A 13976-nucleotide genomic window follows, 5' to 3' on the forward strand; every position below is an offset into this window, starting at 1 on the left:
TGCACCCACCCCGGTTTCCCTCGTCCCTCCAAGGAACAAGGAGAACCACCAGCATGACTCAACCGCGCCCCCACGACCAGCTCGTCTCTGCGCTCGACGCCGCGTCGCGGGGCTGGCACGTCTTCCCCCTCATCCCCGGCGACAAGCGCCCCGCCGTCCGCGACTGGGAGAACCGCGCCACCACCGACCTGGACCGCATCACCCGGTGCTGGACGCACGGCGCATACAACGTCGGGATCGCCGCTGGCCCCTCACGGCTGGTCGTCGTAGACCTGGACACCCCCAAGACGCCGGACGACACGCCGCCGGCCGCGTGGGCCCTGCCCGGCGTGAGTGACGGCGCGGACGTGCTCGCGGTGCTGTGCGAGCGCCACGGCCAGCCCTTCCCCTGCGACACCCACACCGTGCGCACCTGCCGCGGCGGTCTGCACCTGTACTTCACCGCCCCCACCGACGGCGAGCCCCTGCGCAACACCGCAGGGGACAAGGGCAACGGGCTCGGCTGGAAGGTCGACACCCGCGCGGCAGGCGGCTACGTCGTCGCTGCGGGCAGCACCGCGATGGGACGCGCCTACGCCACCATTCACTACGCCCCCGTGGCCCCCCTGCCCGACTGGCTCGCCACACTGTTGCGCCCGGCGCCCCTGCCGCCGCAGCGACCGGTCACGGTCCCGCTGACCACCGGCGACCGACGCGGCAAGTTCCTCAGCGCCGCGCTCAACGGCGAGTTGGCCCGCGTCACCGGCTCCGGCCCGCACGAGCACAACAACGCGCTCTACCGCGCATCCGTGGCCCTCGGACAGCTGGTCGCCGGGGGAGAGCTGGACACGTACGAGGTGACCGAGAAGCTCACCGAGGCAGCGCTCAGCGTCGGCCAAGGCGAGCGCGAGGCACGCCGCACCATCGCTTCCGGCCTGCGCGCCGGTGCCAACCGCCCCCGGCAGGTCGCTGCATGAGCGCCAACGCGATTCCCCCGCTGCATCTCTACTCCGTGCCCAGTGACCCCGAGGCGGGCCCCCGGGAGCTGCCGAAGCGGGAGCGTCCGCGCACGGCGTGGACCGCGGATCAGCTCATGGCCGCGGACTTCCCGGAGCCGAAGTGGGCCGTGCCCGGCATCCTCGCCGAGGGCGTCACCCTGCTCGCCGGACCGCCCAAGGTGGGCAAGTCGTGGTTGTCCCTCGGTCTGGCCCTCGCGGTCGCGGCCGGCGGTCACGCCTTCGACTCCGTCCCCGTCCAGGGCGGACCCGTGCTCTACCTCGCCTTGGAGGACACCCCGCGCCGTCTCCAGACCCGCATGGGCAAGATCCTGGGAGGGCAGGCGGCCCCGGCCGGGCTGACCCTGGTCACCGAATGCCCGCCCTTCCCTCAGGGCGGCAGCGACGCCATCGCCGGATGGCTGGACCGCAACCCGGACGCCCGCCTGGTCGTCATCGACGTCTTCGCCAAGATGCGCGGCCCCGCCCCGCAGGGCGTATCCGCCTATGACGCGGACTACGTCGCCGTCGGCTACGCGAAACGGATCGCCGACCACTACGGCATTGCCGTGGTCCTTGTCCACCACGTCCGCAAGGCGGGGTCCGAGGACTTCCTCACGGAAGTGTCCGGCACGAACGGCATCGCTGGGGCCGCTGACGCCACGCTCGTACTGAAGCGGGCCCGTGGGCAGGCAGATGGGATCCTGCACGCCACCGGACGCGACGTCGACGAAGCCGAATACGCGCTCAGCTTCCAAGCTGCCTCCGGTGCATGGCAGATGCTCGATGGGCCGGTCTCGGACCACACCATTGGCGACACCCGCGCCGCGATCCTGCGGTACGTCCGGGAGAACCCCGGCGTTCGGCCGCGGGACATCGTGGCCGCGCTGCCGGACATCGACGCGGACACCGTTCGCCGCTACTGCTCGCGCATGGCAGAGGCAGGGCAGCTCACCAAGGGCGCCGGGGGTTGTTACTACCCGGACAGCCTTACCCCGGGGGTGTCCTAGGTGTCCGACTGTCCGATCACCCGATCTGACCTGCGCGAACAGACCGGACACCCCCAAGCCCCCAGTGTCCGACTGTCCGACTCTCGGTCCGCCAACGAATCCTGGAAGGGAGTCGAACGTGGCGCGTGACGAAATGCTCACCATCTCCGACGTTGTTGAGGAAATCGGCGTTCCTCTGTCGACATTCCACCGTTGGCGCCAATTGAGGAAAGGGCCGAGGTCAATCAAGCTCCCGAACGGCTCCGTACGGATTCGTCGCTCCGACTTGGACCGCTGGATTGCCACGTTGGAGGAAACCGCGTGAACAACCGCACGACCGGTGCAACTCAGGGCGCTCACGGAAGTGGGCGCCCTGGGGGCAGCAAGGAACGCGTCTTCTCCAATGACGTCCGTGTATGGGGTGTCAGCAAGGTAAGGAGTAAGAGCGCCCCATATCAGCTCCGTTGGGCCGTTGCGGGCAAGCGCTGCTATGCATCGTTTGCCACCTCCACACTTGCCGACAATCGCCGTTCAGAATTGCGCCAGGCCATGCGCAGAGGCGAAGCATTCGATGTGGAATCGGGTTTGCCCGAGTCGGAAATTCGGCGGGCGGAAGCGGAGGCTGCTCAGACTGAGAAAAGGCCGGACCCCACTTGGTGGGAGTTCTCGCGGGAGTTCATGAAGCGTCGTTGGCGTACGGCGGCAGCGAAGACGCGGGAGGGGTTCGCCGACAGCCTTGCATCCGCATCTCTGGGGATGATGGGTGACAAGCCAGATGCCCCGAACCTCCGGCTTGTACGACGAGCCGTGAGGTGGGCCGTCGTACCGGCTCACGAGAATGAAGAGCCCCCGCCGGACCTCGAAAAGGTCTGCGCATGGCTCGCGGAGAACGCTCTCCCGCTTTCTGCTCTGAGGGAATCTGGCGTCGCCGAGGATGTCCATTATCGCCTGGCCTACAAGTTGGATGGCAAGTTGGCCGCTAAGGACACGTACAAGCGTCGTCGGCGCAGCTTCAATGCAGCCATGGCTTACGCGATACAGAAGGGGTATCTGGACGAAAACCCGATCGATGGGTTGGAGCGTTACGCCACTGCAAGCCATGGCGCGATCGATCCGCGCGTACTGATGAACGCAGTACAGGGGCGCGAATTCCTGACGGCCGTCTCGTACGTTGGATCGGTCCACCGAAACCGGGGAAGACGTTTGGTCGCTTTCTTCGGCTGCATCCTCTACGCCGCGATGCGCCCGGCGGAAGTCGTGGGGCTGAGACTGGCAGACTGCCACTTGCCGGAGAAGGGATGGGGCGTGCTCACCCTTCGGGAGACGCGTCCCGTATCGGGCAAGAAATGGACCGACTCAGGGCAGCGGCATGACAAACGGGGGCTCAAGATGCGAGACCCCGAGGCGGATCGTCCGGTGCCGATTCCGCCCATCTTGGTCGCGATGCTCCGGGCGCACGTGAAGGAGTTCGGCACCGCAGCCGACGGCCGGCTGTTCCAGAACGAGCGAGGCGGCTTGGTAGGCACCTCCAGCTACTGGCGCGTTTGGCAGGAGGCTCGCCCCTTCGCCTTCCCGCCGTACAAGGTCGCGTCCCCACTCGCCAGGAAGCCGTACGACGGCCGGGCCACGTGCATCACGGACTGGCTCCGCTCCGGCCTCCCTGTGGCGGAGGTGGCCCGCCGTGCGGGCACCTCCCCGGAGGTTATCGACCGCCACTACGCGGGCTGTCTCGACAACAGCGAGGAGGAGAACAACAAGAAGATCGAGAAGGCCATGGGATGGGAGCCGCCGGATGCTGGGTGAGCCGTGCGTGGCTCACGCACTCCTCACGCACGATCAGTGAGAGAGAGTGAGAAAGGGCGGGAGTCAGTGAGACTGACTCCCGCCCTTTTCTGTCGGCATCCGCCCTGGTCAGACCGTTGCTTTGGGTCTCTGACCGGCGAGTGCCCCCGGCAGGATTCGAACCTGCGCACACGGCTCCGGAGGCCGTTGCTCTATCCCCTGAGCTACGGGGGCGTGTCGGCTGTTGAGCTGTTGCTCGCGGCGACGGGTAGAACACTAGCAGGTCCGGCGGGATGATCAGGAACCCGTTTGTCGGGGTGGGGGAGCAGGCAGGGCGGTACGGGTCCCCTGTACGGGGCGGAAGTGGGGAAAACCCGGACGCGATGGCCGGTCCGGACCTACTCTCGACGTGTGCCAGGCGCCTCGGGTCGGGTCCTTGTCGTGGACGACAACAAGGTCATCCGGCAGTTGATCAGGGTCAATCTTGAGCTGGAAGGGCTCGAGGTCGTGACCGCGGCCGATGGTGCCGAGTGTCTGGACGTGGTGCATCAGGTGCGGCCCGACGTTGTGACGCTCGATGTCGTCATGCCCCGGCTGGACGGCCTGCGCACCGCCGCACGGCTGCGTGCCGATCCCCGTACACACCACCTCCCTCTCGCCATCATCAGCGCGTGCACACAGCACGAGGTCGACAGTGGTCTCGACGTCGGCGTCGACGCCTTCCTCGCCAAACCCTTCGAACCGGCCGAACTGGTGCGGCTCGTCAAGCAGTTGATCGAGCGTGCCGACAGCTCCGCGGGAGGCCGCGGAGGGCCTGGGGGACACGGAGGGGGTCAGGGTGACGGGAGCGACGACGGTGGGGACGGGTGCGGAGAAGGGGAAGAGGAAGGGGAAGGGGAAGGGGAAGGCTGTGGGGATGACGGTGGCGTCGGTGACGGCTTCGTCGACGGCGTTCCCGGCCGGATCTCCTACGGCGGATAGCGCAGCGCATCGCTCCTGATCCCTCACGGTGGTCAGGCACGGTGGTCAGGCATGGTGGTCTGGCGCACCGGTCAGGCACAGCAGGTCAGGGCGGTTTCGCCACAGGCCCGGCCGGCCGGGCGGCGGGCGGCTCGGGGCGGCACCTACTGCGGTCATTGCATCAGCGGCACCAGCGCACCAGCGGCACCAGTTGCACCAGCGTCAGGCGCCAGCGGCACCATCGGCGCAGCTGGCCGCGCCATCAACACTGTCCCCACCGTCCCCCCGCCCCGCGAGGCGGACCGTGTCGTCCCCCGTCCCACAGTGAGAACCGCTTCACCTACCCGTCCCGTCCTCCCCTACGCTTGTCCCGTGACCCCCGTCGAACTGTCCCGCACCGTGCTGCACGCGGTGCGTCGTGCTGTCGATGACGGGGAGCTGAGGGTGACCGTGCCCGAGCGGGTCGTGGTGACCGAGCCGGGGGCCGGGGGGTGCGGTGACTACGCCACCACCATCGCCCTCCAGCTCGCCCGGCCGGCCGGGCAGCCGCCGCGTCGGGTCGCCGAGATCCTGCGGCTGCGGCTCGCGGACGCCGACGGCATCCGTGAGGTCGTCGTCACAGGGCCGGGATTCCTCAACATCAGCCTCGCCGAGCAGGCGCAGGCCGGCCTCGTCACCGCCGTCGTCCGGGAGATCCGCGCCCGCGGTGCCGCGTACGGCCACGGTGACGCGCTCGCCGGGCAGGTCGTCGCGTTGCGGGTGCCGTACGAGGTCCGGGCCGAGGTCGTCGCCGACGCCGTCGTACGACTGGTCGCCGCGCAGGGCGGGCGGGCCACCGTCGAGCACGGCGAGCCTGTCACTCTGCGGCCTGTGCCCGCGCCGGAGGACCCGGCGCCGCTCGGGCCGGACGCCGTGCAGTGGGCCCTGCTCCATCCCGCCCCGCACGACCGGCCCCGGATCACCGCCGACCACCTCGTCCAGCGGGAGGGTAATCCGCTGTTCCGGGTGCGGTACGCCCACGCCCGCGTCCGCTCCGTCAGCCGCAATGCCGCCCGCCTGGGCTTCACCGCCGAGCCCGGTCCCCTCGAGTCCGGTCCCCTCGAGTCCGGTCCCCTCGAGCCCGTCACGGGCGCCGGTACCCGTACCGATGCCGGCAATGAAGCCGTCGCCGCCTCCCGTGACCTTCTCACCCCCCTGGCCGACCATCCCCGCATCCTCGCCGCGGCCGCCACCCACCGTGCCCCGGACCGGCTTGCCCGGCATCTCGTCACCGTCGCCGATGCCGTGCTGCCCTTTCTGCCCTGCGTGTTGCCCAGCGGCGAGGAGAAACCCTCGGCCGCCCACCGTGCCCGGCTCGCGCTCGCCGAAGCCGCCGGGACGGTGCTGGCCGGCGGCCTGTCCCTGCTCGGTATCGACGCACCCGAACACCTCTGAGGCCCCTCGCCGAGGACGCCCCGGAGAGAGACAGAGAGTCTGAGAGCCACCGTCATGAGCCGTTCCGCCCACCCCGCCGGGCCCCGCCACGCCGACGTCCTGCCCGAGGGGCACTACTCCGCGCCGCCCGCCGACCTCAACGTCCTCGACCACAAGGTGTGGGCCCAGACCGTCGGGCGCAACGCCGACGGGGTCGTCACCGTCGGCGGAGTCGACGTGGGCCGGCTCGCCGAGGAGTTCGGCACGCCCGCCTACATCCTCGACGAGGCCGACTTCCGGGCCAGGGCGCGTGCCTGGCGCACCGCCTTCGGTCCCGATGCCGATGTCTTCTACGCCGGAAAGGCCTTCCTCTCGCGTGCCGTCGTGCGGTGGCTCCACGAGGAGGGGCTCAACCTCGATGTGTGCTCGGGCGGGGAGCTGGCGACCGCCCTGTCCGCCGGCATGCCCGCCGAGCGCATCGCCTTCCACGGCAACAACAAGTCCACGGACGAGATCCGTCGCGCCGTCGAGGCCGGGGTCGGGCGGATCGTGCTCGACTCCTTCCAGGAGATCGTGCGGGTCGCCCATGTCGCGCAGTCCCTCGGCAAGCGGCAGAGGGTCCAGATCCGGATCACCGTCGGGGTGGAGGCGCATACGCACGAGTTCATCGCGACCGCCCACGAGGACCAGAAGTTCGGGATTCCGCTCGCCGGGGGTCAGGCGGCGGAAGCGGTGCGGCGCGCTCTTCAGCTCGACGGGCTCGAGCTGATCGGGATCCACTCCCACATCGGGTCGCAGATCTTCGACATGTCCGGGTTCGAGGTCGCCGCCCATCGTGTGGTCGGACTGCTCAAGGACATTCGTGACGAGCACGGTGTGGAGCTGCCCGAGATCGATCTGGGAGGCGGGCTCGGCATCGCCTACACCAGTGCCGACGATCCGCGCGAGCCGCACGAGATCGCCAAGGCCCTGACCGAGATCGTCACCCGGGAGTGCGAGGCCGCCCGGCTGCGGACGCCTCGGATCTCCGTCGAGCCCGGCCGGGCCGTCGTCGGGCCGACCGCCTTCACGCTCTACGAGGTCGGCACCGTGAAGCCGCTCGAGGGGCTGCGGACGTATGTGTCGGTCGACGGCGGTATGTCCGACAACATCCGCACCGCGTTGTACGACGCCGAGTACAGCGTCGCCCTGGTGTCCCGCGCCTCCGACGCCGAGCCGATGCTCGCCCGCGTGGTCGGCAAGCACTGTGAGAGCGGGGACATCGTGGTCAAGGACGCGTTCCTGCCCGCCGACCTGGCGCCGGGCGATCTCATCGCCGTACCCGCCACCGGTGCCTACTGCCGGTCCATGGCCAGCAACTACAACCACGTTCTCCGGCCGCCCGTCGTCGCGGTGAAGGACGGCGAGGCCCGGGTGATCGTCCGGCGTGAGACGGAGGAGGACCTTCTGCGTCTCGACGTCGGTTAGCCAAAAAGAAGCCCCGACGGAAAAGGGCTGGAAGATCTCCTGTCTTCCGGCCCCGTACAAATGAAATACATGTCTCACGATCCGGACCAAGGGTAGAAACTCCCGTCCGGTGAGTGAGACTGGTCCAACCGTAGACGGTATGAGGAAACGAGGTCGGATGATGCGTACGCGTCCGCTGAAGGTGGCGCTGCTGGGCTGTGGGGTTGTCGGCTCAGAGGTGGCGCGCATCATGACGACGCACGCCGACGACCTCGCCCAGAGGATCGGCGCCCCGGTGGAACTGACCGGGGTGGCCGTACGCCGCCCGAGCAGGGTGCGTGAGGGCATCGACCCCGGCCTCGTCACCACCGATGCCACCGCTCTCGTCAAACGCGGGGACATCGACGTCGTGGTCGAGGTGATCGGCGGGATCGAGCCCGCCCGGTCCCTCATCACCACCGCCTTCGAGCACGGCGCCTCGGTCGTCTCCGCCAACAAGGCGCTGCTCGCCCAGGACGGGGCAGCCCTGCACGCCGTCGCCGAGGAGCACGGCCGGGACCTGTACTACGAGGCCGCCGTCGCCGGTGCCATCCCGCTGATCCGCCCGCTGCGCGAGTCCCTCGCCGGGGACAAGGTCAACCGGGTGCTCGGCATCGTCAACGGCACCACCAACTTCATCCTCGACAAGATGGACTCCACGGGGGCGGGGTACCAGGAGGCGCTCGACGAGGCCACCGCGCTCGGGTACGCCGAAGCGGACCCGACCGCCGACGTCGAGGCGTTCGACGCCGCCGCCAAGGCCGCCATCCTCGCCGGGATCGCCTTCCACACGCGCGTGCGTCTCGACGACGTCTACCGCGAGGGCATGACCGAGGTGACGGCAGCCGACTTCGCCTCCGCCAAGGAGATGGGCTGCACCATCAAGCTGCTCGCCATCTGCGAGCGGGCCGCTGACGGGGGCTCCGTCACCGCGCGCGTGCACCCCGCCATGATTCCGCTGAGCCACCCGCTCGCCTCCGTGCGCGGCGCGTACAACGCCGTCTTCGTGGAGTCCGACGCCGCCGGCCAGCTCATGTTCTACGGCCCCGGTGCGGGCGGCGCCCCCACCGCCTCCGCCGTGCTCGGCGACCTCGTCGCCGTCTGCCGCAACCGGCTCAACGGCGCAACGGGGCCCGGTGAGTCGGCGTACGCCGCCCTGCCCGTCTCGCCCATGGGCGAGGTCGTCACGCGCTACCACATCAGCCTCGACGTGGCGGACAAGCCGGGCGTGCTCGCCCAGGTCGCCACCGTCTTCGCCGAGCACGGCGTCTCGATCGACACCGTTCGGCAGCAGGGCAAGGACGGCGAGGCCTCCCTCGTCGTCGTCACCCATCGGGCGTCCGACGCCTCCCTGTCCGGGACCGTCGAGGCGCTGCGCAAGCTCGACACCGTGCGGGGTGTCGCCAGCATCATGCGGGTTGAAGGAGAGTAACCAGCAATGACCCACCAGTGGCGCGGAATCATCGAGGAGTACCGGGACAGGCTGCCGGTGTCCGACACCACGCCGGTCGTGACGCTCCGCGAGGGCGGCACGCCCCTCGTGCCTGCGCAGGTGCTCTCCGAGCGCACGGGCTGCGAGGTCCACCTCAAGGTCGAGGGTGCCAACCCCACCGGGTCCTTCAAGGACCGCGGCATGACCATGGCCATCTCCAAGGCGAAGGAGGCAGGGGCGAAGGCCGTCATCTGTGCCTCCACGGGCAACACCTCCGCCTCGGCGGCCGCCTATGCGGTACGCGCGGGCATGGTGTCGGCCGTCCTCGTGCCGCAGGGCAAGATCGCCCTCGGCAAGATGGGCCAGGCCCTCGTGCACGGAGCGAAGATCCTCCAGGTCGACGGCAACTTCGACGACTGCCTCACCCTCGCGCGCGACCTGAGCGAGAACTACCCGGTGGCGCTGGTCAATTCGGTCAACCCGGTGCGTATCGAGGGCCAGAAGACCGCCTCCTTCGAGATCGTGGACATGCTCGGCGACGCACCCGACATCCACGTCCTGCCGGTCGGCAACGCGGGCAACATCACGGCCTACTGGAAGGGCTACAAGGAGTACGCCGCCGACGGCATCGCCTCGGGGACTCCTCGCATGTGGGGCTTCCAGGCCTCGGGCAGTGCCCCGATCGTGCGCGGAGAGGTGGTCAAGGATCCCTCGACCATCGCCACCGCCATCCGTATCGGCAACCCGGCCTCCTGGCAGTACGCACTGCAGGCCCGCGACGAGTCCGGCGGCGCCATCGACGAGGTGACGGACCGTGAAATCCTGCGCGCCTACCGGCTGTTGGCCGCGCAGGAGGGTGTCTTCGTGGAGCCCGCCTCCGCGGCTTCCGTGGCCGGTCTGCTCAAGGCCGCCGAGCAGGGCAGGGTCGACCCGGGCCAGACGATCGTGTGTACGGTCACCGGCAACGGTCTCAAGGACCCGGACTGGGCCGTCGCCGGCGCCCCGCAGCCGGTCACCGTCCCGGTCGACGCGGCCACCGCGGCCGAGCGCCTCGGTCTGGCCTGAGCGCGCCCGACCCGCCCGATCCCGGGAAACCCCTGACAGGGTGCACAGGGGGCTTACGACACGCATCGTGCGCCTCCTGTGCGCCCTATGTCGCCACAGAACCTTCCTTCGATAGGCTGTACTGAACCCGTCCACCGCATATGCCCAGGCGTGTGGCACGGCGCCGCACCGTCTCCGCGGCCCGACGGGTCTTCGTACGTCATCGGATGTCCACCGAACATCGGTCGAATGTCCATCGAGTCCTTCGAACTCGTTCGACCGTCACGCAGCTCAAGGAGAGTCAACGAGCGATGGCCGGTCCAGCGTTCCGCGCCGCCGCCGTCCGGGTGCGCGTTCCCGCCACCAGCGCCAATCTCGGGCCGGGCTTCGACGCCCTCGGCCTTGCGCTGGGGCTCTACGACGACGTGGTCGTCCGGGTGGCCGACTCCGGGCTGCACATCGACATCGCGGGCGAGGGCAGCGAGACCCTCCCGCGTGACGAGAGCCATCTCCTCGTCCGCTCGATGCGTACCGCCTTCGATCTGCTGGGCGGACAGCCCCGTGGGCTGGAAATCGTCTGCGCCAACCGCATCCCGCACGGCCGTGGCCTGGGCTCCTCCTCCGCCGCCATCTGTGCCGGCATCGTCGCCGCCCGCGCCGTGACCATAGGCGGGGAGGCCAGGCTCGACGACACCGCCCTGCTGGAGCTGGCCACCGAGATCGAGGGCCACCCGGACAACGTGGCCGCCTGTCTGCTCGGCGGTTTCACCCTGTCCTGGATGGAGTCCGGCGCCGCCCGGGCGATCAGGATGGACCCCGATGATTCCATCGTTCCGGTGGTTTTCGTCCCCGGAAAGCCGGTCCTGACCGAGACCGCCCGCGGCCTGCTCCCGCGCTCCGTGCCGCACGTGGACGCCGCCGCCAACGCGGGCCGTGCCGCCCTGCTCGTCGAGGCCCTGACCAGACGCCCCGAGCTGCTGCTGCCCGCCACCGAGGACCGCCTTCACCAGGAGTACCGCGCCCCGGCCATGCCGGAGAGCGCCGCGCTGGTGGAGCGGCTGCGCGCCGACGGCATCCCGGCCGTCATCTCGGGCGCCGGGCCCACCGTCATGGCCCTGGCCGACACCGACAGCGCCGACAAGGTCTCTCACCTCGCGGGTGAGGGCTGGGCAGCCAACCGGCTGGACCTGGACGTGCAGGGAGCGAGCGTGCTGCCGCTTGCGACCTGACACCCGGTTGCCGGATTTGGAGAGGGGGAATGTTTGTTGGATCCGGTAGTGTTAACCTCAAGTCTGCACCCGACCCCACCATGGCGAGGTGCCTCGTGTCCCCGTCCGGGACAGACATTCTTCCGGGAGCCTCCCACGCCACTCCGTGTTCCTTGCTTCGTACCTGGGCAGTACGTCGTATGTGGGCATTGAGCGGGCCGCCGGGCACGCTTCGGAACAGGTGCTACCACGCCACGTGACACTGGGTGCCACGGCTCGCGGAAGCGCCATCACCGCACATTTCTTCCGCCGCTTTGGCGGACCACCGCCCCGGCGCGGTTCACAGAAGACAGGACCGTAGCCGGACAGCACAACCGGTCGCCGAGCCAGACAGGCCGACGTCCGCTCCAGGGAAGGACCCTTCGTGAGCGACACCACCGATCTGATGGGCGCACGTGTCGAGGAGACCGCTGCCGCGCCCGCCACGGACGCCTCCGCGCCTGCCACCGGTGCCGGCTCCCGGCGGCGCCGCGGTACCGGCCTCGAGGGCATGGTGCTGGCCGAGTTGCAGCAGGTCGCCTCGGGCCTGGGCATCAGGGGCACCGCGCGGATGCGCAAGAGCCAGCTGATCGAGGTCATCAAGGAGGCGCAGGCCGCCGGGGGCGCCGCCCCCAAGGCAGCGTCTTCCCCCGCCGGGGACGCCGCTGAGACCAAGCCCAAGCGCCGCGCCACCTCCAAGGCCCGTACGGGTGAGGCCGCCGCCGACGCCGAGAAGAAGGCCGAGGCTCCGGCCGACAAGGCCGCGGCCCAGCAGCAGATCGAGATCCCCGGTCAGCCGGCCTCCGACGATGCGCCGACCGAGCGCCGTCGCCGCCGTGCCACCGCCGAGGCCGGCAGCCCCTCCGCGAGCAGCGCCGAGACCGTCGCCGCCGAGGCCAAGGCCGAGGCGCCCGCCCAGCAGCCGCAGGCGCAGGGCGAGGCGAGGGGTGACGCCGGTGACGGCGAGGGCCGTGGCCGCCGCGACCGCCGCGAGCGCGGCCGGGACCGGGACCGCCGGGGCAAGGGCGACGACCAGCAGGGCGGCCAGCGTCAGCAGCAGGGCGGCCAGCAGCAGGGCGGCGGCCGGCAGGACCGCCAGCGCGACAACGGCCCGCAGGACGACGACGACTTCGAGGGTGGCCGCCGTGGCCGTCGCGGGCGCTACCGCGACCGCCGTGGCCGCCGTGGCCGTGACGAGATGGGTGTCGAGCCGCAGCTCGCCGAGGACGACGTCCTGATCCCCGTCGCGGGCATCCTGGACATCCTCGACAACTACGCCTTCATCCGGACCTCCGGCTACCTCCCGGGTCCGAACGACGTGTACGTCTCCCTCGCCCAGGTCCGCAAGAACGGCCTGCGCAAGGGTGACCACGTCACCGGTGCGGTCCGTCAGCCGAAGGAGGGCGAGCGCCGCGAGAAGTTCAACGCCCTCGTCCGTCTGGACTCCGTCAACGGCATGGCGCCCGAACACGGCCGTGGCCGCCCGGAGTTCAACAAGCTGACCCCGCTCTACCCGCAGGACCGGCTCCGTCTGGAGACCGACCCGGGCGTGCTCACCACCCGCATCATCGACCTCGTCTCGCCGATCGGTAAGGGGCAGCGCGGTCTGATCGTGGCCCCGCCGAAGACCGGCAAGACCATGATCATGCAGGCGATCGCCAACGCGATCACGCACAACAACCCCGAGTGCCACCTGATGGTCGTCCTCGTCGACGAGCGTCCGGAAGAGGTCACCGACATGCAGCGGTCGGTCAAGGGCGAGGTCATCTCCTCGACCTTCGACCGCCCGGCCGAGGACCACACCACGGTCGCCGAGCTGGCCATCGAGCGCGCCAAGCGCCTGGTCGAGCTGGGCCACGACGTGGTCGTCCTGCTCGACTCCATCACGCGTCTGGGCCGTGCCTACAACCTGGCGGCGCCGGCCTCCGGCCGCATCCTGTCCGGTGGTGTCGACTCGACCGCGCTGTACCCGCCCAAGCGGTTCTTCGGTGCGGCGCGCAACATCGAGGACGGCGGCTCGCTGACCATCCTGGCCACGGCTCTCGTGGACACCGGGTCCCGCATGGACGAGGTGATCTTCGAGGAGTTCAAGGGCACGGGCAACATGGAGCTGAAGCTCGACCGCAAGCTCGCGGACAAGCGGATCTTCCCGGCCGTGGACGTGGACGCCTCCGGCACCCGTAAGGAAGAGATCCTGCTCGGTGCCGAGGAGCTGGGCATCGTCTGGAAGCTGCGCCGCGTGCTGCACGCGCTCGACCAGCAGCAGGCGATCGAGCTGCTGCTCGACAAGATGAAGCAGACCAAGTCGAACGTCGAGTTCCTGATGCAGATCCAGAAGACGACGCCGACGCCGGGCAACGGCGACTAGTCGCAAGGGACTTCATCCAGAGGTTCACCGGGGCCGCCCCCTGTCCGTCAGCGACGGGGGGCGGTCCTTTGGCACATCTGCACAAGCACACCGGAAAGGCCACAAGCGAGATCTTTGCCACAAGAGTTGCCTTAGGTACCGGTTTCCAGGCGTACCGCATCCGGGGTTGAACCCGCAGGTCAGCGAGGCGACCCTCGCACGGTCGACTACACACGGTGTCCATCGCCGCACGGGAGGAGCACTTAGCGTTGTGCAACTCTTTCCCGAGTTTCTCCGTCTGAC

Annotated in this window: 11 protein-coding genes and 1 tRNA gene; 11 read left to right on the top strand and 1 reads right to left on the bottom strand. The window is 69.6% G+C overall.

From position 1 onward, the window contains the following. The first annotated feature begins 53 nt into the window (after positions 1 to 53). The 4 genes from GQF42_RS29245 (at position 54) to GQF42_RS29260 (ending at position 3766) form a co-directional block, all read left to right on the top strand. A complete protein-coding gene (locus tag GQF42_RS29245) occupies positions 54 to 956 on the top strand; it encodes a bifunctional DNA primase/polymerase (protein ID WP_158924766.1) in 903 nt (300 codons plus the stop codon). Next, positions 953 to 1984: an AAA family ATPase gene (locus tag GQF42_RS29250; RefSeq protein WP_158924768.1), complete on the top strand. Its 1032-nt coding sequence runs from the start codon at positions 953 to 955 to the stop codon at positions 1982 to 1984. The genes GQF42_RS29245 and GQF42_RS29250 overlap by 4 nt, the downstream gene beginning before the upstream one ends. Before the next feature lie 133 nt (positions 1985 to 2117). Further along, positions 2118 to 2288, top strand: coding sequence for a helix-turn-helix transcriptional regulator (locus GQF42_RS29255; protein ID WP_158930725.1), 171 nt, complete (start codon positions 2118 to 2120; stop codon positions 2286 to 2288). Beyond that, on the top strand, positions 2285 to 3766 hold the full coding sequence (locus GQF42_RS29260; protein WP_158924770.1) for a tyrosine-type recombinase/integrase: 1482 nt from the start codon (positions 2285 to 2287) through the stop codon (positions 3764 to 3766). The genes GQF42_RS29255 and GQF42_RS29260 overlap by 4 nt, the downstream gene beginning before the upstream one ends. Positions 3767 to 3907: 141 nt before the next feature. On the opposite strand, the gene GQF42_RS29265 is transcribed toward GQF42_RS29260, so the two are convergent. Then, positions 3908 to 3979 (bottom strand) — tRNA-Arg (locus GQF42_RS29265). A gap of 207 nt (positions 3980 to 4186) precedes the next feature. On the opposite strand from GQF42_RS29265, the gene GQF42_RS29270 reads away from it, so the two are divergent. The 7 genes from GQF42_RS29270 (at position 4187) to rho (ending at position 13694) form a co-directional block, all read left to right on the top strand. Further along, complete coding sequence (locus tag GQF42_RS29270; protein ID WP_407699502.1) at positions 4187 to 4726, top strand: response regulator; 540 nt, start codon at positions 4187 to 4189, stop codon at positions 4724 to 4726. A 351-nt stretch (positions 4727 to 5077) separates the two neighbouring features. Then, positions 5078 to 6139 (top strand): ArgS-related anticodon-binding protein NrtL, encoded by a 1062-nt coding sequence (gene nrtL / locus GQF42_RS29275; protein WP_158924774.1) that lies wholly within the window; start codon positions 5078 to 5080, stop codon positions 6137 to 6139. A 54-nt stretch (positions 6140 to 6193) separates the two neighbouring features. Continuing rightward, on the top strand, positions 6194 to 7585 hold the full coding sequence (gene lysA / locus GQF42_RS29280) for a diaminopimelate decarboxylase (protein ID WP_158924776.1): 1392 nt from the start codon (positions 6194 to 6196) through the stop codon (positions 7583 to 7585). 157 nt (positions 7586 to 7742) lie between these two features. Next, a complete protein-coding gene (locus GQF42_RS29285) occupies positions 7743 to 9035 on the top strand; it encodes a homoserine dehydrogenase (protein WP_199272844.1) in 1293 nt (430 codons plus the stop codon). Positions 9036 to 9041: 6 nt separating this feature from the next. Continuing rightward, positions 9042 to 10100: a threonine synthase gene (gene thrC / locus GQF42_RS29290; RefSeq protein ID WP_158924778.1), complete on the top strand. Its 1059-nt coding sequence runs from the start codon at positions 9042 to 9044 to the stop codon at positions 10098 to 10100. Positions 10101 to 10390: 290 nt separating this feature from the next. Beyond that, the gene (gene thrB, locus GQF42_RS29295) at positions 10391 to 11308 is read left to right on the top strand and encodes a homoserine kinase (RefSeq protein ID WP_158924780.1); all 918 of its coding nucleotides are present in this window, start codon (positions 10391 to 10393) and stop codon (positions 11306 to 11308) included. A 403-nt stretch (positions 11309 to 11711) separates the two neighbouring features. Then, complete coding sequence (gene rho, locus GQF42_RS29300) at positions 11712 to 13694, top strand: transcription termination factor Rho (protein ID WP_158924782.1); 1983 nt, start codon at positions 11712 to 11714, stop codon at positions 13692 to 13694. The last annotated feature ends 282 nt before the right edge of the window (positions 13695 to 13976 follow it).

The organism is Streptomyces broussonetiae (assembly GCF_009796285.1).
In the GTDB taxonomy this organism is placed as follows: Bacteria; Actinomycetota; Actinomycetes; order Streptomycetales; family Streptomycetaceae; genus Streptomyces; species Streptomyces broussonetiae.